General features: G+C 57.1%; 18 protein-coding genes. 14 read left to right on the top strand and 4 right to left on the bottom strand.

Annotated features, from left to right (window positions below):
* Positions 1–134: 134 nt before the first annotated feature.
* The 14 genes from AVCG78_RS19475 (at position 135) to AVCG78_RS19540 (ending at position 13423) form a co-directional block, all read left to right on the top strand.
* Complete coding sequence (locus AVCG78_RS19475) at positions 135–1121, top strand: ABC transporter permease (protein ID WP_060717363.1); 987 nt, start codon at positions 135–137, stop codon at positions 1119–1121.
* Positions 1122–1130: 9 nt separating this feature from the next.
* Complete coding sequence (locus AVCG78_RS19480) at positions 1131–2270, top strand: ABC transporter permease (RefSeq protein WP_071205971.1); 1140 nt, start codon at positions 1131–1133, stop codon at positions 2268–2270.
* 8 nt (positions 2271–2278) lie between these two features.
* Positions 2279–3313 carry an ABC transporter ATP-binding protein gene (locus AVCG78_RS19485; protein ID WP_234665031.1) on the top strand — a complete coding sequence of 345 codons (1035 nt, stop codon included), beginning with the start codon at positions 2279–2281 and terminating at the stop codon, positions 3311–3313.
* Complete coding sequence (locus tag AVCG78_RS19490; RefSeq protein ID WP_012653870.1) at positions 3310–4341, top strand: ABC transporter ATP-binding protein; 1032 nt, start codon at positions 3310–3312, stop codon at positions 4339–4341. Before AVCG78_RS19485 ends, AVCG78_RS19490 begins: the two co-directional genes overlap by 4 nt.
* Positions 4342–4498: 157 nt before the next feature.
* Positions 4499–5155 (top strand): response regulator transcription factor, encoded by a 657-nt coding sequence (locus AVCG78_RS19495; protein ID WP_012653871.1) that lies wholly within the window; start codon positions 4499–4501, stop codon positions 5153–5155.
* Between the two features lie 3 nt (positions 5156–5158).
* Entirely contained in the window at positions 5159–6541 is a 1383-nt protein-coding gene (locus tag AVCG78_RS19500) for a sensor histidine kinase (RefSeq protein WP_071205975.1), read from the top strand.
* A 178-nt stretch (positions 6542–6719) separates the two neighbouring features.
* A complete protein-coding gene (locus AVCG78_RS19505) occupies positions 6720–7424 on the top strand; it encodes an MtnX-like HAD-IB family phosphatase (RefSeq protein ID WP_071205977.1) in 705 nt (234 codons plus the stop codon).
* A gap of 13 nt (positions 7425–7437) precedes the next feature.
* Positions 7438–8850 (top strand): aspartate aminotransferase family protein, encoded by a 1413-nt coding sequence (locus AVCG78_RS19510; RefSeq protein ID WP_012653874.1) that lies wholly within the window; start codon positions 7438–7440, stop codon positions 8848–8850.
* 4 nt (positions 8851–8854) lie between these two features.
* On the top strand, positions 8855–9808 hold the full coding sequence (locus AVCG78_RS19515) for an arginase family protein (RefSeq protein WP_071205981.1): 954 nt from the start codon (positions 8855–8857) through the stop codon (positions 9806–9808).
* Entirely contained in the window at positions 9805–10158 is a 354-nt protein-coding gene (locus tag AVCG78_RS19520; RefSeq protein ID WP_071584446.1) for a DMT family transporter, read from the top strand. Before AVCG78_RS19515 ends, AVCG78_RS19520 begins: the two co-directional genes overlap by 4 nt.
* On the top strand, positions 10155–11036 hold the full coding sequence (locus tag AVCG78_RS19525) for a fatty acid desaturase family protein (protein WP_012653877.1): 882 nt from the start codon (positions 10155–10157) through the stop codon (positions 11034–11036). The genes AVCG78_RS19520 and AVCG78_RS19525 overlap by 4 nt, the downstream gene beginning before the upstream one ends.
* The gene (locus AVCG78_RS19530; RefSeq protein ID WP_071205985.1) at positions 11033–11848 is read left to right on the top strand and encodes an alpha/beta hydrolase; all 816 of its coding nucleotides are present in this window, start codon (positions 11033–11035) and stop codon (positions 11846–11848) included. The genes AVCG78_RS19525 and AVCG78_RS19530 overlap by 4 nt, the downstream gene beginning before the upstream one ends.
* Before the next feature lie 61 nt (positions 11849–11909).
* Positions 11910–13058 carry a GNAT family N-acetyltransferase gene (locus tag AVCG78_RS19535; RefSeq protein ID WP_071206030.1) on the top strand — a complete coding sequence of 383 codons (1149 nt, stop codon included), beginning with the start codon at positions 11910–11912 and terminating at the stop codon, positions 13056–13058.
* Positions 13055–13423: an EamA family transporter gene (locus AVCG78_RS19540; protein ID WP_071205987.1), complete on the top strand. Its 369-nt coding sequence runs from the start codon at positions 13055–13057 to the stop codon at positions 13421–13423. The genes AVCG78_RS19535 and AVCG78_RS19540 overlap by 4 nt, the downstream gene beginning before the upstream one ends.
* 8 nt (positions 13424–13431) lie before the next feature.
* On the opposite strand, the gene AVCG78_RS19545 is transcribed toward AVCG78_RS19540, so the two are convergent.
* The 4 genes from AVCG78_RS19545 to bcsN all read right to left on the bottom strand — a co-directional run bounded on the left by AVCG78_RS19545 (position 13432) and on the right by bcsN (position 20186).
* On the bottom strand, positions 13432–14262 hold the full coding sequence (locus tag AVCG78_RS19545) for a MipA/OmpV family protein (RefSeq protein WP_071205989.1): 831 nt from the start codon (positions 14260–14262) through the stop codon (positions 13432–13434).
* 211 nt (positions 14263–14473) lie between these two features.
* The gene (locus tag AVCG78_RS19550) at positions 14474–16828 is read right to left on the bottom strand and encodes a cellulose biosynthesis cyclic di-GMP-binding regulatory protein BcsB (RefSeq protein ID WP_071205991.1); all 2355 of its coding nucleotides are present in this window, start codon (positions 16826–16828) and stop codon (positions 14474–14476) included.
* On the bottom strand, positions 16825–19014 hold the full coding sequence (gene bcsA / locus AVCG78_RS19555; RefSeq protein ID WP_071205993.1) for a UDP-forming cellulose synthase catalytic subunit: 2190 nt from the start codon (positions 19012–19014) through the stop codon (positions 16825–16827). Before bcsA ends, AVCG78_RS19550 begins: the two co-directional genes overlap by 4 nt.
* Positions 19015–19115: 101 nt before the next feature.
* Positions 19116–20186: a cellulose biosynthesis protein BcsN gene (gene bcsN, locus AVCG78_RS19560; RefSeq protein ID WP_139191516.1), complete on the bottom strand. Its 1071-nt coding sequence runs from the start codon at positions 20184–20186 to the stop codon at positions 19116–19118.
* Positions 20187–20274 lie beyond the last annotated feature (88 nt).

Raw genomic sequence — 20274 nt, forward strand, 5'->3', positions numbered from 1 at the left:
GTGACGATGCTTATGCATCCTTGAATGCAGGGCGGTGCAGACATCTCAAATCCATCAGCGATTTGAGATGTCTGCAGAAGAAACTCGAAGGGTCATTTTCAATGACGCTTCGTCGGAATGGTCGGGAGAAAGTGATGACATCCTATATCTTGAACCGGTTTGCCTGGGCCATTCCCATGCTGTTTCTGGTGTCCATCGCTGCCTTCACGGTCATCCAGCTGCCGCCGGGCGATTATGCCACAGCGCTTGTCGCGGAAATGCGGGCGAATGGCGATACTCCGCCTGAAGGGACCGAGGAACGGTTGCGCCATCAGCTTGGCCTGGATCGTCCGATGTATGAGCAATATTCGCAGTGGATCGGCAATATCGTTCTGCACGGCGATTTCGGCACCTCCTTGACCTACAACCAGCCGGTCTCCAACCTGATCTGGGGCCGGTTGGCGTTGACGCTGGCAATCTCCTTTTCATCTCTGCTGCTTACCTGGGTGATCGCCATCCCGATTGGTGTGTATGCAGCAGCGCGACAATATTCGTTTCTCGATTATTTCTTCACTGTTTTTGGCTTTCTCGGTCGGGGCTTTCCGGAATTTCTCTCGGCCCTGATCCTGATGTGGCTGGCCTATTCCTGGATGGGCATGAATGTCGGCGGGTTGTTTTCGCCGCAGATGCAGGACGCGCCCTGGAGCCTTGCCAAGGTCGCCGACATGCTCGGCCATTTATGGATTCCGTTGCTGGTGCTTTCGACCAGCGGTGCGGCTGGCCTGATCCGCATCGTGCGCGCCAATATGCTGGACGAGCTGAACAAGCCCTATGTCGAAACCGCGATGGCGCAGGGCCTGACGGAATGGAGCGTTATCTGGCGCTATCCGGTGCGGGTGGCGCTTAATCCGTTCATTTCCACCATCGGCTGGGCGTTGCCAGCGCTGATTTCCGGCGATGTCATCACATCCGTGGTCTTGAACCTGCCGACCACCGGACCGCTGCTGCTGCGCGCGCTGCAAAGCCAGGACATGTATCTGTCGGGAAGCTTCATCCTCATTCTCGGCGTCTTCACCATCCTCGGCACCATCGTGTCCGATATCCTGCTGGCGGTCTCCGATCCGCGCATCCGCTACAGATAGGAGCAGACCATGACCGATGTAACGCTCAACGACATGGATGAGGCCCGGCCCGAGGCCGGACGTGCGGAAAAGCTCTATCAAGCCAGCCCCCGGCAATTGATGTGGTGGCGGTTCAAGCGCCACAAGGTGGCGATGGTTTCGGGGATGATCCTCATCCTGGCCTATCTGGTCACCGGACTTGCCGAATTCACCGCGCCCTATGATGCATTCCAGGGCAATGCCCGTACGACATTGCTGCCGCCCCAGGCCCTGCATCTGTTTGACGAGGAGGGAAATTTCCACGGTCCCTTCGTCTATGCCACGACCCGCACCCGCGATCCCGTAACCTTGAGGCCGATGTACAAGCCGGATACGTCGAAGATCGTGCCGATCCGATTTTTCGTCCAGGGACAGACCTATCGGTTCTGGGGCCTGATCGAGGGGAACCTGCGTCTGTTCGGTGCTGCGGGGCAAGACAAGATCAACCTGCTCGGCACCGATACGCTGGGACGCGATGTGCTGTCGCGGTTGATCTATGGTGGACGCATCTCGCTCTCGGTCGGGTTGATCGGCGTTGCCGTCAGCTTCGTTCTCGGGCTGACGCTGGGATCGATTTCCGGCTATTTCGGCGGGATCACCGATAATATCGTCCAGCGCGGCATGGAATTCCTGCGCTGTATTCCGACCATCCCGTTGTGGATGGGGCTTGCCGCAGCGCTGCCGATCACTTGGGACCCGCTGTTTGTCTATTTTCTCGTGACACTGCTGTTGTCGCTGATCGGCTGGACCTATGTGGCCCGCACCGTACGGGGCCGATTCCTGTCAGTTAAGAACGAGGATTTCGTGCTGGCCGCCCGGTTTTGCGGGACATCTGAAGCGAAGATCATCACCCGGCACATGCTGCCTTCGATGACCAGCTACATCATCGCGGCGCTGACCTTGTCGGTGCCGGACATGATCCTTGGGGAGACGGCATTGAGCTTTCTCGGCCTTGGACTGCGTCCGCCGGTGGTCAGCTGGGGTGTGCTGCTGCAAGAGGCTCAAAACCTGCGGACAATCTCGCAGGCACCCTGGTTGCTGGCACCGGGGGCGGCCATCGTCATTGTCGTCCTTGCCTTCAATTTCCTTGGTGACGGCCTGCGCGATGCAGCCGATCCCTATAGCAAATGAGTGACGTGATGACCGCAGAGAACGAAAAGCCTGTTATCGAGATCGATAATCTCAAGGTTCACTTTCAGGTCCGTGAAGGCGTGGTCAGGGCAGTCGATGGCGTCAGTCTGAAGCTGATGCCGGGCGAAGTGCTTGGCATCGTTGGAGAAAGTGGTTCTGGAAAATCGATTACGGTGCGGGCAATCATGCAATTGCTGCCCAAGGTTGGCAAGATTTCCGATGGCCAGATCCTGTTCAATGGCGTTCCCGGCAAGACGACCGACATCGCCAAGCTGGATCGCAATGGCCGCGACATGCGCGCCCTTCGCGGTGGCCGGATCGGCATGATCTTTCAGGAGCCGATGACGGCTTTGTCGCCGGTCCATACCATTGGCCATCAGGTGATGACGCCGATCCTGCTGCACAGCCAGGGCAGCAAGGCGGATGCTGAAAAACGGGCACGAGAAGTGCTCGATATGGTTCGGCTGCCGCGCATCGATGAGATGATGCGCAGCTATCCGCACCAGCTTTCCGGAGGCATGCGCCAACGCGCCATGATCGCCATCGCGCTCGCCTGCCGTCCTCAGGTGTTGATTGCTGACGAGCCGACAACGGCGCTGGACGTGACCACCGAGGCGCAAATCCTTGATTTGCTGAAGGAGTTGAGGGCTGAGCTTGGCATGTCGATCATCTTCATCACCCATAATTTCGGCGTGGTTGCCGATATCGCTGACCGGGTCTCGGTGATGTATCTCGGTAATGTCGTGGAAACCGGCCGGACCGAGGATATTTTCTACGATCCGAAACACCCCTATACGCGGGCATTGCTCAATTCCATCCCAAGGCTTGGAGCCGCAAAACAACACCGGCTGAACACCATTCCTGGCATGATCCCCGATCCCTTCAACCTGCCTGACGGTTGCGTGTTTCACCCCAGATGCGGGCTTGCCAGAGATGGGGACTGTCGCCGGATCTACCCAGCCGTCACCCGGATCGATGACGAGCGGATGGCCCGTTGTCATGTTGTCGCGGAAGCGATGCAAGCAGGGAGTGTCGCCCAATGACGGAGCTATCCATGGCGCCTGACCTCCTGATGGATGTCGCCGATCTGAAGAAACATTTTCCGATTCATTCCGGCTTTCTCGGACGCCAGACCGGCGCCGTGCGTGCGGTGGAGAATGTCAGTTTTCAGTTGCGCAAAGGCGAGACCCTGGGACTGGTCGGCGAGAGCGGTTCGGGCAAATCCACCGTCGCCCGGCTGCTGCTGCGGGCTTTTCCGGCCACCGAGGGCCGGGTGACATTCCGCCGCCGCAATGGTTCGCTGATCGATATCGCCAAGGCGGGCAATGCCGAGATGCGCGAATTGCGTGACGAGGTCCAGATGATCTTTCAGGACCCGTATTCCTCGCTCAATCCGCGCCTGCGGTTGCTGGAGATTATCGGTGAGCCGCTGATCAACAAGAAGGTGGCGAGGTCCGAAATCGAGGACCGGGTGGCGGAGCTGCTGAAGCTTGTTGGTCTTCGTCCCGAATTCATGAGCCGTTATCCGCATGCCTTTTCTGGCGGTCAGCGTCAGCGCATCGGCATTGCCCGGGCGCTTGCCGTCAATCCGAGTTTCATCGCCGCCGATGAAGCCGTGTCGGCGCTGGATGTCTCGGTCGCGGCCCAGGTTGTCAACCTGATGCAGGACTTGCAGGAGCAGTTTGGTCTCACCTATCTGTTTATCACCCATGACCTGTCAATGGTTGAGCATATCGCCAACCGCGTCGGCGTCATGTATCTCGGCAGGCTGGTGGAAATTGCCGATACGGCAAGCCTGTTCGACAAGCCGCGCCATCCCTATACCGAGGCTTTGCTGTCATCTGTGCCGCAGCCCGATCCCCGCGCCAATGCCGCTAAGAAGCGGATCATCCTCAAGGGTGAAATCCCCAATGCCGCCAAGCCGCCGTCCGGCTGTGTCTTTCATCCCCGCTGTCCCTATGCCACCGATATCTGCCGCCAGGTGGAGCCGCAACTGGAAGCGCTAGCTGGCAGCGACAATGCCGTGCGCTGCCATCGTGCCGCGGAACTGGATCTGGCGGGCGTTCGCTGAAGGGACTCACGAAAGGCGAAGACCCTGTCCCGATCCAGGTCCTTGCGCAAATGTGACTCGATTTGCAGCGCAAACTGTGCAGTAGAATGCGCGATTGGCCTGGCGCGGACGTTTGGACGTTTCTGTGCCGGGCACGGCATATGTGAGAGTATCGGCATTGCGGATTCTGGTGGTCGAAGACGACGTCATTCTGGGCTCTTCCCTGAAGAAGGCCTTTGAGAAACACGCCTATGGCGTGGACCTGATGCGGGATGGCGAATCCGGGCTGCTGGCCATTCAGGATAATGACTATGCCGTTGTCATTCTGGATGTGAACCTGCCGAAGGCCAGTGGTTTCGAGGTGGTTCGAACCTTGCGCGCCAGCGGTAACAAGGTTCCGGTCCTGCTGCTGACGGCGCTTGACAGTATCCGCTCACGGGTCGAGGGACTGGATGAAGGGGCCGACGATTATCTTGTGAAGCCTTTCGATCTGGACGAGCTTCTGGCCCGTGTTCGAGCGCTCGCCCGCCGGTATGAAGGGCGCACCGAGACATTGATCCGTTGCGGCAATGTCGAGCTTGACCCTTCCGCGATGATCGCTCGCCAGAACGGCACGCCCCTGCATGTGGCTGGCAAGGAATTCCATCTGCTCAAGCTGCTGATGGAGCGTGCTGGGCGCTACGTCACCAAAAGCGATATCGAATACGCTCTTTACGATATTTCGGCGATGGTGGAGAGCAATACGATAGAAGTGACGATCTACAGTCTGCGCAAAAAATTGGGCGCTGATTTCATCAAATCCATCAGAGGCGTCGGCTATATGGTCGAGCGGTGACACGTGACACTCAGTCAAAGACTGTTCCTGAGAATTCTGCCGACGCTGATCATTACAATCGCGCTTGTCGGCGCCTTTGCGTATCGAAGCGCCGACCGCGAGATTGAAAATATCTATGATGCGGAGTTGATCAACGACGCCAACACGCTTTGGGTCCTGCTCAACCATCCGCTGGCCAAGAATTCGGACAAACCGATTGTCCAGATCCCCGATCTGGATTTCAACATGGACGACCAACTGTCCCTGAACGAAGATGCGGATGATTATGCCGATGCCCATGCCTTTCGGGCCTGGAAAAATGGCCGTCTGGTCATGGTCAGCAGCAATTCTTTTCCGGAATCGGTGCCGGAATTCAAACGCGGCTTTTCCAATTTCAAGCTAAACGGTGAGGCTTGGCGGGTTTATACCCTGCCGATTCCTAATTCTCCTGTCACCATTGAAGTGGCCGAGAAAATGGCGTTGCGCGACGGGTTGGTCGCCAATATCATTCTCAATCTGTCCTTTCCATTGATGATCCTGGTTCCGGCCATCGCCATTGTTGTGTGGTTCGTCATTCATAACGGCCTCAATCATATCCGGGTGCTTGTTCGGCAGATCAGGTCACGGACGCCGGACGATCTTTCGGCAATTTCCACCGATGGTCTGCCCCGCGACCTCATTCCGCTGGTCGGCTCGCTCAATCAGTTCATGGAAAAGCTGCGCATATCCCTCACGCTTGAGCGCCGCTTTGCCGATCTCGCCGCCCATCAGCTGCGCACGCCGCAGGCGGGCATAAAACTGCTGCTGCAATTGATCGAGCGGTCGGATTCGGAGGAAGAGCGTCAGGCGCTGATGAAGGATCTGACCGCCAGCAATGAGCGGGCGATGCATCTGATTGAGCAGATGCTCAATCTGGCCCGCGTCAGTCATCAGCCTTTGAACCTGCAACCGACCAACCTGTTCGATCTGGTGGCCAAGGTGCTGGCGGATTTCGGGCCGGTCTTCAACGAAAGGCGGTTGCAGGTTGAACTTTCTGGAGATGAAGAGGCGCTGGTGGCGACCGACAGCAGCTTGTTGCGAATGATGATCGACAATATCGTTGACAATGCCATCAAATATTCGCCGGATGCCGGTGCAATCGAGGTTGTGATTACGTCCAAAGAGGACTGCTGGTACGTTTCAGTCAATGACAGCGGACCGGGCATTCCCGTTCAGCATCGCGACAAGGTTTTCCAGCAATTCTACCGGTTGCCGACAACAGAGCGCGAGGGGACCGGGCTTGGCCTTGCCATTGCTGCGGCAATTGCGGGCCGCCTTTCGGTTGATATCGAACTGGGTGTGCCTGACTGGGGCTATGGCTTGCGCATAGACCTGCTTGTGCCAGCGGGGACGCTCACTGCGGCTTGATCGGCGGGTTGCAGTCATAGGATGCAAATAAATGATTATAAAGCATAATTTTTAAGTCAACGAGGACACCCCAAGGCTGGTTGGCAAAAAAATCGACATTTAAGTTTCACTTCATTTTCGTCTAATCCAGCTTTCAGGTCCGGGTTCTAGGGTTCCTTCACAGATTGAAGGAACCACCATGCAAGCTTTCTGCGATTTTGACGGCACGATATCGAAACAGGACGTCACTGACCTCGTCCTGGAGCGGTTCGCCCTGCCTGAATGGACCGATATCGAACAACAATGGGAAGCGGGAGAAATCAATTCCGCTGAATGCATGCGGGCTCAGATCGGTCTGCTTCAGGCCTATCGGCATGAGATCGATCGGTTTCTCGGTGAGGTCGAAATCGACGCTGGCTTTCCCGAATTCCGCCGGTTCTGCCTCCAGAACCATATCCGTTTGACCATTGTCAGCGACGGTGTCGATTATTTCATTCGCCGTGTTCTCAGCCATCACGGCATCAACGACATCGAAGTGGTTGCCAACCGCATGCTGGAGCCCTCCTGCGGCAACCCGACGGTTTTCGACCTCGACCATCCCTTTGCCAGCCAAAACTGCGTCACCGGATCGGGTGTCTGCAAATGCAACGTCATCCGCTCCGGCGATGCGGATCACATCTATATCGGCGATGGCCGCTCGGATTTCTGCGTCTCCAGCCATGCCGCCAAGCTGATCTTCGCCAAATCCAAACTGGCGGTCCATTGCCAGGAAAACCGGATCCCCTTCATCGCTTACCGCGATTTCACCGATATCACAGCCGCACTCAAGACCTTGAAGATCAAGTCCCTGGCGATTGGGGCTGGTGCTGCTGTGACCACTGTTCCTGCATCAAAAATAGCTTAGGGAAAACAAGCATATGCGTGCAACGCTCAAGATTGCCGAACCGCCCGTCGTCTCGCCTTCAGAAGACGAGTTGAGAGAACTCGAAAACCTCTATTGTTCTCACGGCGACACCGTCCATTATACGGATAAGCCGAAATTCTTCGAAGGTTGTGAAGGCTCGTTCGTCTACGATGCCAGCCAGACGCCGTTTCTCGACCTGCAAATGTGGTATTCCGCCGTCAATTTCGGCTATCGCAACGAGCGGCTGAACAATGCGGCCCATCGGCAGCTCGATCAGCTTCCGCAGGTGGCATCCCAATATCTGCACCGCGAAAAAGTCGAACTGGCCGCGCTGATTGCCCGCGATGCGGAACAGAAATTCGGTCATAAAGGCCGCGTCCATTTCAATGTCGGCGGCTCGCAGGCTGTCGAGGATTCGCTGAAGCTGGTGCGTAATTTCACCGGTGGCAAAAGCCTGATGTTCGCCTTTGAGGGCGGCTATCACGGTCGCACGCTCGGCGCGAGCGCGATTACCTCAAGCTATCGCTACCGCCGCCGGTACGGCCATTTCAGCGACCGCGCCCAGTTCATCGAGTTTCCCTATCACTTCCGCGGCCCGAAAGGCATGTCGAAGGAAGAATATGGTGAGGTCTGCGTACAGAAATTCGCCCGCCTGTTTGAAAGCGAATATAACGGTGTCTGGGATCCCAAGGCTGGTAAATCCGAATATGCCGCTTTCTATGTCGAGCCGATCCAGGGCACCGGCGGCTATGTCATTCCGCCTATGAATTTCTTCACCGGTTTGAAGAAAGTGCTTGATGACCACGGCATCCTGTTGGTCGTCGATGAAATCCAGATGGGCGTCTACCGCACCGGAAAACTGTGGTCGATCGAGCATTTCGGCGTGTCGCCTGATGTTCTGGTATTCGGCAAGGCCATTACCAATGGTCTCAATCCGCTGTCCGGCATCTGGGCGCGCGAGGAAATGATCAATCCAACGATTTTCCCGCCCGGCTCGACCCATTCGACCTTTGCCAGCAATCCGATGGGCACCGCCGTTGCGCTGGAAACCATGAAAATGGTCGGCGAGGGTGATTTTGGTGCCAGCGTCATGGAAAAGGGTGCCCGCTTCCTGGATGGCCTGAAGGTTCTCGAAAAGCGTCATGCCATCGTTGGTGATGTCGATGGTCTCGGCCTCGCGCTCCGCATGGAAATCTGCAAGGAAGACGGGTTTACCCCTGACAAGGCAACGCTTGACTGGATGTCGGACGAGGGCATGAAGGGCGATATGGTTGTTGATGGCAAGACCTATGGTCTGGTGCTCGATGTCGGCGGCTACCATAAGAACGTCATCACGCTGGCTCCCAACCTGATGATCAGCAACAGCGAAATCGATCTGGCTCTCACCCTGCTCGATCAGCTGCTGACCCGCGCTGCACGGAGATAGAGCCGTGCAACTCCTGCTTCTTCACCTCGATGACGCGCTGGAGTTGCAGCCTGAGTTCATGCGCACCTGCAAAATGGCAGGCGCGCATGAACTCAACGAACAGCAAAGCGGCAGGGCTGTGCGTCTCTGGGGGCGGCAAGCCGCGCTCGACACGCTGTGGCGCAAGATCAGCCAAGTGGGACGGCAGGGGTCTGTCGAACCGCGCCTCTGCTTCATGGGGTCGGGCGATTTTCACCACGTCACATCACTGCTGATTGATCAGGCCTTGGAACGCCGCAGCGAGCGCGTGACGGTCATTCATATCGACAATCACCCGGACTGGGTGCATTTCGATGGCGGCATGCATTGTGGTTCCTGGGTCAACCGTACCCTTGCCAATCCGCAGGTCGATAAAGTCATCACCATCGGCGTCTGTAGCAATGATCTGGAGACGCCGGAGCGTAAGGGCGCAAATCTCGACCTGCTGACCAGCGGACGGCTGGAGCTTTACCCGTACGCACATCCGCCTAGCCGGGTGAAGGCCAGTTACGGTTCCGGGCAATCCTACAGGCAGCATGCCCGTGACCTTTATTGGCAAACCATCGCCGAAATCGGCGAGATGAATTTCATCGACCGGTTGCTGGCCAGTATTCAGACCGACTGCGTCTACATCACTCTGGACAAGGATGTTCTGGTTCAGGGCGATGCGGTGACCAATTGGGACCAGGGGCAAATGCAGATGCCCTATGTCCTATCGATCATCAGCGCGATTGGTGAGCGCTATCGGATTATCGGCGCCGATGTGACGGGGGATTATTCCCGTCCAGACTATAGCGGCACTCTCTGGACCCGGTTTTTGAAAAAGGGCGAGATCCTGATCGATCAACCCCGCCATACATGTCCCAGTCCGCAGATCTGCACCATTAACAGTTCCGCCAATCTTGCGCTGCTGGATGTGTTCGGGGAGCAGATGCGATGAAACAAGGCCTCGATCTGTCGATGTTGGCGCTGATCCTGTTCTGCATCCTGACGGAGACAGGTCGTGAGATCTGCTTCAAAAAAGGGGCGGGTGTGGGCGATGCCAGACAGATGGTGCTACGGCCGGTTGTCTGGGCCGGGATCTGCTTCTGGCTCGTCGAACTCCTGGCCTGGAGCCGGGTGCTGGCCAGTGTTTCGCTGTCCATCGCCTTTCCGATCATGGCGATGAGCTATGCCACCATCACGATTGCCGGTGCGGTGATCTTCAAGGAATCCATCAACCTTCGCCATGCCGTCGGGGTCGCGCTTGTGACCGCCGGTGTGGTCTGTGTCGGAGCAACAGGACTATGAAACTCTTTGCCTATTCGAAATGGGATAGTGTGTCTGTCGCCGCAGCATTGCTGCATCTGGCCTTCAACATCTATCTGATTGCCGGGTTCGAGAGCCGACCGTTGTGGCTCTCCTTCGTGCTTGCCTGCATTTATGCGCTGTCGATTTCCTGGAACATCAATAGCATTTCCCATAACTTCATCCATACGCCTTATTTCAAGCCGCGCTGGATGAATTATGCTTTCAGCCTGCTGGAATCGATCACCATCGGCTTTTCCCAGACCTATTATCACTGGGTCCATATGCGCCACCATTCCGGCAATAGCGACCGGCCGGATGAGAGCGGCAAGACCGTCGATCTGCTTTCGATCTACAAGCATGGCAAGAATGGCGAGCCGGAAAATGTGTTTTCCTACACCTTTCTGAGCTTCTTCCGGGACGATCTGGGCGAAATCCATCGGGCTATCGCTGCCAAGCGGCCATTTGAAGCCAAGTGGGGGCGGATCGAACTGATCGCCTTCATTGTCGTCGCGCTGGCGGCCTTGGCCTATGACTGGAAGGCGACGCTGTTCCTCGTGCCGTTCTATTATCTCGGCAATTGCCTGTCGTCTCTCAATGGTTACTACGAGCATTTGCACGGCGACCCGGATGAGCCGATTGCCTGGGGCGTCAGCAGTTACAAGAGCTTTTACAACTGGCTGTGGTTCGGCAATGGCTATCACGCCGAACATCATTACCGGCCCAAAACCCACTGGACGCAATTGCCGCTGCTGCATGACCGGATCAAGGATGAGCAGGAAAAGGCCGGAACCCATGTGATCAGCACCTGCCACGCGCTCGGCTTCATTGCCAAGGAGAACCTGGCCAAAGAGACCTTGTCGGGGGAGGGTACCCGATGAGCACCGATGCGCTTTCCTTTTATCAGGAAGGAAGCAATGGCAGCGGCATCCTTCTTGTCCACGGTCTGACAGGAGCACCTGCCGAAATGCGGCTGGTGGCCCGGCAATTGCACCGGCGCGGATATTCGGTCTATGCACCGCTACTGGCAGGGCATGGAAAGGACGAAGCGGCCTTGCGCAAGACGCGCTGGCAGGATTGGCTTGAGAGCGTCGAGGAAGCCGGACAGGTTCTGGCCTCGCGGGTCGATGCGTCGTTTGCCGCTGGTATCTGCGCCGGTGGAAAGCTGGCGCTGATGGCGGCGGATCGCCAGCCGCTGACCCTGCGTGCTGCGGCCATCTATTCGCCCTGCTTCCATTATGATGGCTGGGACATTCCCCGTCATTACAATTTCATGGCCCGCAATATCCGCTGGCTGGCGAAGATCCCGTTCCTGGACCGGCTGAGGTTTCACGAAACCCGTTCGCTCGGCATCAAGGACGACCGGCTGCGCAACAAGATTGCCGCCATGAGTGGTGACGGCGTGCTGGAGAGTTTTCCTGGTAAGGGATTGGTGGAAATGGACAAGCTCGGGCGGGTGCTGAAAGCCCGGCTGCCGTCTATGCAGACCCCGACGCTGATCGTTCATTCGCTTGAGGACGATGTCAGCAGCCCAAGCCATGCCCAATATATCTCGTCGCATCTTGGCGGGCCACGCGAACTGCATTGGCTGCGGGACAGCTATCACATGATCCATATGGACCGACAGCATCGACACGTCGCAGATCTGACAGCGGATTTTTTCGAGGCTCATTATGTACCGAACCGAGCTTAACATGCCCGAAAACAGAGCGGTGAAATCTTCGGCCTCAGACGATGTCACGCAGAAGCGTGTCATGCTTGATGTGGTGCGCAGTTTGGATACTCGCATAACAAGCTCCATTGCCGATATCGATCGTGACGATTGGGACCAGTGCTTTCCGGGCGAGCCGGAAGCCTATGATTACCTGCTGACCGTCGAAACCGCTGGGATATCGGGTTTCGAATGGTGTTACGCCACGGTCTATGAAGGCGGTTATCTTGTCGCGGCCATGCCGGCCTTCATCACCCGCTATGCTTTGGACACCACGCTTGAGGCGGGCCGCGTCCGTGACGCGATCGGTAGGCTGCGCCGTATCTTCCCGAAATTATTGACCTTGCCGCTCGCCTGCCTGGGCTCGCCTTGCACGGAGACCGGCAATCTCGGTTTTCACCCCTCGGTCAGACCGGATCGCCATGAAATGCTGTTTCAGGCGATGTTGAGCTGTTTTGAGGATTACGCCCGGACACGCAAATGCGTGTTGGGTGCATTGAAGGACATGCCTCAGCCGGTGGATGCCGGGATTGACCGCGTGATCAAGGGCCATGGTTATGCGCCGCTGGGCGGCATGCCGACTGCCTGGCTTGCCATCGATTTCAACGATATGGACAGTTATTTTGCTCGTCTCTCATCGTCGACGCGCAAGGACATGCGGCGCAAATTGCGGGCGCGCGAAAAGGTCAGGGTCGAATACCACACGCAATTCGGTGACCATCTGCCACGCATCATGCAGCTTTATAACGAGACGCGGAACCGAAGCGAATGGCAGTTCGAAGAACTGACTCCAGCCTATTTCGAGGGCATTTTGAGGACTATGTCCGGTCGGTCGTTCTGCACTCTCTATTTTGTCGGAGACGAGCTGCTGGCGGCCAACCTGATGGTTCATAACGATCACACCTTGATCGACAAGTTTTTCTGCATGGATGAAATGGCAGGCCGTCCCTACAATCTCTATTATCTCAGCTGGTTCGAGAATATCGGCTATTGCCTGAAGAACGGATTGAAACGCTATCAAAGCGGTCAGGCCTATTATACCAACAAGGTGCGGCTGGGCAGCAGGCTAACGCCGAATGAAATGTATTTCCGCCACCGCAATCCCGTCGTTCAACGTCTTTTGCGCATAGTCGCGCCCTATTTTGCCGCAGATGAAGCGAGCGGAGTTCAGTTGAGTGAGGGCGAGGCATGAAACTGCTTCGCCTGTCATGGCTGGCCGTGCCGGTACTCAACACTGCCCAGCAGATGTTTCTGAAACTTGGCGCAGATCAAGCCGATACCGCGCATGGATCGGCGTTTTTCGAACATGTCTTCCTGTCGCACTGGTTTCTTGCTGCCGTTGTGGCGGAAATCGTCTGTTTTATCGTCTGGATGTCGGTGCTGGCCGATCTGCCGCTCAGCAAGGCCTTTCCCTTGTCGGCTGTCAGCTATGTGCTGATCATGGCAATGGCCTGGTTCATGTTTGATGAACCGGTCACGATCTTAACACTGATCGGCACGGCGGCAATTCTGACCGGTGCCTGGTGCATTGCGACGGCGTCGAAGTCTGGGACCTGAGGCTGCACTCAAAATGAAATATCGAAGGATTTGTTAAAGGCAATTCCAATGGTGTTCTGGTTTCTTGTACCGAGCTCAGAGGTAACAGGAGAATCGGCGGCATCGCCCACCAGCCGCTCGAAGCGATTATAGAGTTGCACCGACATATCTGGCGAAATCGTATAGGTAGCCGAGACGGTAAAGCCCACGGATTTGATCCCGGCGCTCGCATCGAAAGCATTGATGCGGCCATTGCGGCTGGCCTCGGTGGCAGAGACGCCGAAATATTTGTTCATGTAGGATGTGTCGCCGAAGGTTATCCTCGGCCCGGCGGAGAGCAACCATTTTTCCGAAAGCGGCTGAAACCAGTCCGAGCCGACATCCACCACCAATCCACTGCCATTTGACAGTGCCTGGCGGATTTCCGAGCGGACACGCCAGACATCCGGCTTGATCCAGTATTGGACGAAGACACCGGCATCGATATCAAATTCGACGTTTTTCAGCCCGTCGAGATTGGTTGATTTCGAGGAGCGGCTGTCACGAAAGCCAACGACCGGCCCCACTTCAAACCCATGCCCACTGAACACCGTATAATCCAGATTATCATCAGGGGCTGAATTTTCCTCGGGCTCTCCGAACCGACGGATATCGAAGGAGGGAATGACCCCGAACGTATATTGCTTGGAACCGGGATAGCTGGGCGCCAGTTCGACCGCGCCTCCAAGCGTGACTGTCCAGCGGCTCTCCGTATCGGCACTCGTGTCGGCGGCGTGACTGCCACAGGCAGAAAACAGCATGCCTGACAGACAGCCGACAACCACAGCAGCTTTAGGATTTGCGATGCGAGACAAAACCATCCGTCCAGAAATGCCCTCTGTCGAACGGCAGTGGCAAAGTTACAGGTCGGCAATTTTATTGAACTGTCAGACAGCCCCGGTCAAGGACATTAAGAGATCCGCACCGATTCCATCGTGCTTCCTCGAGCCAAGGTGGATTTGAAGTGACAGTTCTGCTGGTTGAATACCATGTTACGGCGAGAATGGTTTTTCCAACCAATTCCAGAAAGGCTTAACTCTTGTCTGAGCCATGGCCACGCCCCAGCAGCGCCATCAACGCATTCGTGGCAAGCCCCAGCAGGATGGCGCACAGGACGAGCCCGCCCGCATAGATCACGAAATTGCCGGAGAGCCAGTTTGCCGCGACCAATCGCATGTTGCTGATGCTCAAAGGCTGCATCGACAACAGGCTGACACTGGTCGGCTCATTGACGACGATCTCCTGTTTTCTCGCATCATAAACGCTGACGCGGCCCGAAATCGCGGTCCAGTTGCGAAGATCGGCGATATCGACCGTGCCGGTTTGTAACAATGCGCGATCAGGGGCGCTGAATGTCGTCAGGATGGCACCGTCGGCATCGACGGATTGGGACAGAAATGCACTGGATGCCTGGGGCAATGTATAGGCGGCCTCGGCACTTGGCCACAGGCTGACGGTCGCCAGATTGAGATCGAAGGTTTCTTTCATCCAGGTGTCGACGCTGGAAAAAAATTCCATCACCGTACCGGAATCAATTTTGTCGCGCCAGGATTTGAGCTTTACGTCGGTGCTGAGATCGCCATCTCCGGCACCCTTGGTTTGCAGCTGCACATTGGTAAATGCCTGGGGTGGAAGGTCCGGTGCGGCTCCGATGAAAATCGCATTGCGACCGGAAAAGCGTGGGGGGGATGACGCCATTTCGAGGGCAAGGGTTTGCCGGGCCGATGCGGCAAATTTGCCAAGCACGGTTGCGGCGGCTGCCAGTGTCACATCGTCATTGCGGCCTAAAACAACCATTGTCGGGGTTTTTGCCGCAGCAAAGGGAAAGCCGAGAGCCGCTGTTGCAGCGAGATCGGGAGCCTGGGTCAGATGCGCGATCGGTGGCATGACGAATTGCGAAGAGCCGAACAAGGCAAACCGCGCCGTTTTGTCCGCTGTCTCACCAGGTGCGCAGACGCTGTCCTCCTGGGTCATCATCACGGCTTCCAGCCCGATGACATTCACGCCCGGATGAAAATGGCGCAGGGTAACGCGGATCGGATAGTGCCGGAGAACCGCGCCTCCCTTGGACGTGATCGGAACGGTGGTCGCCAGATGACCATTGACCGATACCACGATCTGGCTACCCGGCAAGACCTTGCTCGAATAGGCGGCGTCCAGCAATATGGTCGCGGTCCCATAATGGTTGGCATAGAAATCGGCTGGCATGCCCACCGTGAAATCCGTGAAAAAGCGGCGACCTGAAAATTCCTGGTCGGGAAGACCGAGTGCGGCAAAGGACAGCGCCCCGGCCTTGTCCAGAATAGGTGTATCGACACCGCGCCAGGCCGAGGTTTTCAATATCCGCCGCTCGCCGTCTTGGGCGAACTGAACAAAGTTATCAGCAATCGCTTTGATGTCGCGCCAATCCGGGCCGCTGAAGGCGAGGACCGACACTCCTGGGCGGCCCGGAAGCGCCATGAAGCCAGCCATCGTGCCGTTCAGCTTTCTGGTATCCGCGTTTACGGCATTGTTGATGCCGATCAGGCCCGCCATTTGCGATGTGGTGGCCGCCACGACCACAAGCTCCCCGGGGGCTGGTCGTGCGGGCATGGTTTTCGTGAAGCTGAAGGAGCCATTGGCAACGCCGCTCAGCAGTGACAGGCCTTGGGCCAACTGGAGCAAAGCGGGAGTGGCAGATGGCTGTTCGAGATCCGGTGAAACGATGGTGAAATGGCTGCGGCCTTTTTCATCGACACCAAGTGCGCGCACATCGTCGAGACGTTTCATGCCGTTGGCGTCAGGGTCCGCAAATGTCAGATAGGTTTTTGATGCATCCACTTCCGTCCACAATTCATAGGTGGATTGGATGGTGCAGTCGGTGCGGTGCCTTTGCTCCGCGGCAAAACTGATCCGGTTAAAGCCCGGAACAAGAACGCCTCGCGGCACGGAAATCGTATTTTGCTGCGCAGACTGGCCGCCTCTGATCGGCAGGTTTAGAACCGGCGTGTCATTGATGGTGATAAGAAGGTTAGAGGCTTCCGGCGCGACCACGAGCGCGTTGCTATAGCTCAGCACCAGCTTTGCATCGGCTGAGGCTTGTTCCGGTGTCAGATAAATCGACATCGCCTGCCGGGCCAGTTCACCTTGAAGCTTGAGAACCGGCGTCGTCAGCAGGTAACGGCGTGACAGGCTCTCGCCTTGCTGTTGTGCCGGGCGGTTGGACAGGGGAATGCCAGGGATCGGCGTAGTCGGGAGGGGAATAGGTGCCTTGGTCGCGGGCAGGCCGGGTATCGGCGCGCCCGGCATTGTATTGCTTTCGGGGCTCATGTCGAAAGGTGCCATCTGGGCAAGTGCTGACCCAGCGCCGGCCAGTAGCATCAAAATCAGGGCAAAAGCTGTTTTCACTGTTCGCCCTCCTGCTTTGCGTCGTTTTTGGCTTTCGAAGAAAGCAGCAGGAGCAGATAATGCAGGCCACGCAGTGTCTGTGTGAGAGACAGGCGCAGGAACATCCAGGCTCCTCCTAAAAGGCCAGGATTGCGACGCCGCGACTGTTGAAACAGGCTCCACTGCTGGGCATTGGCAAAGATCAGATCAGCGATGAATTCATGATGGCGCACGGTTTCCGGGAGATAGCGGCAGCCGATTGAGACGATGTCACCATTAAACTGAAAATGACGGATATTGACAGGCAGTTCGGCCCATTGGTTTGTACCATGCGGTTGAAACGTCACAGCGGCCAACGTGTCCCGCTTGAAGATTTCGCGGTCACGGGTAAAAATTTGCAGGCTGGCACCGTTGACCGACACATCGTCGATCATTGCCGGATAGGTTTTCCCACCCACGGAAAACTCGCAGCGCCGGCTGACCTGCACACGACGCGACGACTGTCGCTCCCCCCGCTCCGAGACGACGCCCAATGCGCATCCGGCCATGATCAGATTGACCAGGTTCCAGCCACCGACCACCAGTGTCACGTCAAACCGATAGGGATCGCTGTAGAGCCTGTAGACCGTCACCGCAAAGGCAAGCAGCAGGATGAAGAAAATCAGGAAAAACGGCCGGCTGATTTCCGACAGACGGCTTTCCGTCACACTTTCATCCTTGGCGGTGACCTTGAAGGTCGGTCGCCGTGGGTCCCACATCACAGAAAGGATAGCCGGCAGCAGATGTATCGATTGCACATATTCGTAAAGCTCCGAAATCCATGGCCAGCGGAAAGAACCATAGAGGTAGTTCTGAACCATCAGGTTCACGAGCATGTAGGACAGGGTATAGGCCATGAACTCACCACCCGAGCCCATGAAAATCTGTAGATCGAAAAATAGGTAGAACAGCGGCGCCATCAGGAAGATTGCCCGGGGAAAGGGAAACAGCCAGAACATTGTCGATGACATGTAGCAAAGCCGCTGCGGCAGGGTCAGGCCGCGCTTGAGTGGTGGAAAACGGAACAGCATGATCTGCATCATGCCCTGCGCCCAGCGGCTGCGCTGGCCGATAAAACTGGCAAAGGTGGCCGGTTGCAGGCCAGCGATTAGCGGCATATCGACAAAAATGCTGTTCCAGCCGCGCGAATGCAGTTCAAGCGCGGTTTCGCAATCCTCGGTGATGGAAAGGCCGCTGAAGCCTTTGGTTTCAAGCAGGGCTTCGCGGCGCAGAACGGCAGCCGATCCGCAGAAAAAGGCCGCGTTCCATTTGTCGAGGCCGCGCTGGATAATGCCGTAGAACATTTCGTTCTCGCTCGGCATCTTGTTGAATGTATTGAGGTTCCGCTCAACCGGATCAGGGTTGATGAAGAAATGCGGTGTCTGGACCAGGAAAAGACGCGGGTCTTCCCCGAAATAGCCGACGGTTTCCTTGAGAAAGCTGCGGGCCGGAGCGTGATCTGCGTCGAAGACGGCGACCAGCTCTCCACTGGAGTGATCGAGACCGTTGTTGAGATTGCCAGCCTTTGCATGTTCGTTGCGCTCGCGCGTTAGATAGCGCACGCCAAGCTGGCTACAGAGCGCCTGGAGCGCCTGGTGACGTTGTTCGGCGAATTTTGCCGCCAGCAGGTCGGTGGATTGACGCTTCTGCTCCGTTGACCCGTCGTCCAGCAGCCAAACGGTGAATTTGTCAGTCGGATAATCGAGATTGCGGGCCGCAGCCAGCGTATTGGCCAGCAAGGCTTCGTCTTCGTTATAGCTTGGCACGAAGATGTCGACGATTGGCAGTTCTTCAGCGGCAAGCGTGCGAAAAGGCTTGCGTGGCGGCAGTGGCATGGACACCACGAACAGGCTGAGAAAAAGCATCAGGACGCTGTACATCTCGGCCAGATAGACAAGCAGGCCGGGGATGAAATTTTCAAGCTGGTTGACCGGCGGCAAGGTACTGCTGGTGCGCCAATAGACATAACGCAGCACAATGGCCGTCGAGAGCGACAGAAAAACAATGCGGCCGCGGCCTTCGATCCGCATCATTCTGATCACCGAAACGATGATCAGAATGATGAATGTTGTCACCAGCTGTGTCCGGGTGTCGATGGGCAAAAATGTCAGAGCCAGCATCGCCGCCGCGCAGATCAGCCAGAGCAGGAAGCGGACCAAAAACACCATTGTCTAATCCTCGAAATCCCGGTCAAAGGGGACGTATTGCGGCCAACGCGACGCAGCGGATTTTTCGCTTATGGCCACCAGGCTCATGGGCGCCATCCAGCTCATGGGCATTGTCCAGCTTGGGTTGCCCCAGATTGGGCCGAGGTCGCACCAAGGCATGCAGGCGATGGGACGACAGAACCCGGTTTTGTGGTCTGTGAGGATGGCGACGGGCTTGTCGCGCCCGATCGAGCGGGCGAAGGCACTGCTCCATGAGCGCCACTGATCTGGCCGGGTGACGGAATGATCGTATTTTGCGCACCCGCCGGCAATGGCCGGGGATTAGGTGTCACCGAACCAGGAGCAGTAGACTGTGATGTCGCCGCGTTCGTCTGGGCCGGACGCGCGGCGCGGGGCTCGGTGGGATGTTGAGCCGGAGTGACAGCTAAGGCCGCCGGGACTGGCAGAATGGGGGTTGCCGGAGGATAGATCGGTGCGCTGCTACCGCCCAGGCGGGCGTCGAGCGGGGGAGGGCCGCCGTAAGGGTTCCAGCCAGGGCTGTCGACGGTGCCGGCAAGGGTAAATCCATACATCAGCGATAGAAGCTGCTGTTCGCTTGCCAACCTGTCGCAAAGGCGCATGCGGATCTGAACGGTTCCGCCATCGACGAAGGGGCCACGCTGGCCCTGCCGGGCGCGCAATTGCTGCCAGGCATAAAGGCAGAGGTCGTTGCCGCTGGAGCGGCCTACCGCATAGCCGAACGGCCCAAAATCATTCTGCACCACGTAAGGCGCTCGGGTCATGGCGATGCCCGGCAGGGTGCCGCGCATTTCCGAATTGATCCGGGCGTCGGTCAATGAGGCCGAGGAGAGGGCATTATCGCCGTAGCGATTGGGATTTTCCGTTCCGTAAAACCGCACCTGCACGACATTTTGTCCCGGAACCGTCGAATTGGTCGACAGGGCAATTTCCTGCTGCACCGCATTGCTGAAGCGCTTTTGCGTGACGCCGACGATGGAAAAGTCGCCCGGCGGTGGTAAAAGCATGGCTTGGTCTGCGGAGAGCGCCCGCGTTTCGTCGTTCAGCCGCACCGGATTGCCGGCACAGGCGGACAAAAGGGCCACAAGAATAAGAGCGGGCGAGCAGACTATGCCCCGCACCAGTCCCGCTAGAATCGGTCGGTCTAGAATCATAGCATCGTCATACGCCAGAAACTGCACTGACGAAATTTAAAACCTTTCAAAGTGCAAGACTTCCCTCCCGATCCGATCAAAATAAACC

Origin of the sequence: Gillisella vitis (assembly GCF_021559775.1) — a bacterium.
Taxonomy (GTDB): domain Bacteria; phylum Pseudomonadota; class Alphaproteobacteria; order Rhizobiales; family Rhizobiaceae; genus Allorhizobium; species Allorhizobium ampelinum.

Excerpts from the sequence above, each read along its gene's own strand:
- AVCG78_RS19475 (WP_060717363.1), top strand. The coding sequence starts at position 135 with ATGACATCCTATATCTTGAACCGGTTTGCCTGGGCCATTCCCATGCTG.
- AVCG78_RS19480 (WP_071205971.1), top strand. The coding sequence starts at position 1,131 with ATGACCGATGTAACGCTCAACGACATGGATGAGGCCCGGCCCGAGGCC.
- AVCG78_RS19485 (WP_234665031.1), top strand. The coding sequence starts at position 2,279 with ATGACCGCAGAGAACGAAAAGCCTGTTATCGAGATCGATAATCTCAAG.
- AVCG78_RS19490 (WP_012653870.1), top strand. The coding sequence starts at position 3,310 with ATGACGGAGCTATCCATGGCGCCTGACCTCCTGATGGATGTCGCCGAT.
- AVCG78_RS19505 (WP_071205977.1), top strand. The coding sequence starts at position 6,720 with ATGCAAGCTTTCTGCGATTTTGACGGCACGATATCGAAACAGGACGTC.
- AVCG78_RS19510 (WP_012653874.1), top strand. The coding sequence starts at position 7,438 with ATGCGTGCAACGCTCAAGATTGCCGAACCGCCCGTCGTCTCGCCTTCA.
- AVCG78_RS19520 (WP_071584446.1), top strand. The coding sequence starts at position 9,805 with ATGAAACAAGGCCTCGATCTGTCGATGTTGGCGCTGATCCTGTTCTGC.
- AVCG78_RS19525 (WP_012653877.1), top strand. The coding sequence starts at position 10,155 with ATGAAACTCTTTGCCTATTCGAAATGGGATAGTGTGTCTGTCGCCGCA.
- AVCG78_RS19530 (WP_071205985.1), top strand. The coding sequence starts at position 11,033 with ATGAGCACCGATGCGCTTTCCTTTTATCAGGAAGGAAGCAATGGCAGC.
- AVCG78_RS19535 (WP_071206030.1), top strand. The coding sequence starts at position 11,910 with ATGCTTGATGTGGTGCGCAGTTTGGATACTCGCATAACAAGCTCCATT.
- AVCG78_RS19540 (WP_071205987.1), top strand. The coding sequence starts at position 13,055 with ATGAAACTGCTTCGCCTGTCATGGCTGGCCGTGCCGGTACTCAACACT.
- AVCG78_RS19545 (WP_071205989.1), bottom strand. The coding sequence starts at position 14,262 with ATGGTTTTGTCTCGCATCGCAAATCCTAAAGCTGCTGTGGTTGTCGGC.
- bcsA (WP_071205993.1), bottom strand. The coding sequence starts at position 19,014 with ATGGTGTTTTTGGTCCGCTTCCTGCTCTGGCTGATCTGCGCGGCGGCG.
- bcsN (WP_139191516.1), bottom strand. The coding sequence starts at position 20,186 with ATGATTCTAGACCGACCGATTCTAGCGGGACTGGTGCGGGGCATAGTC.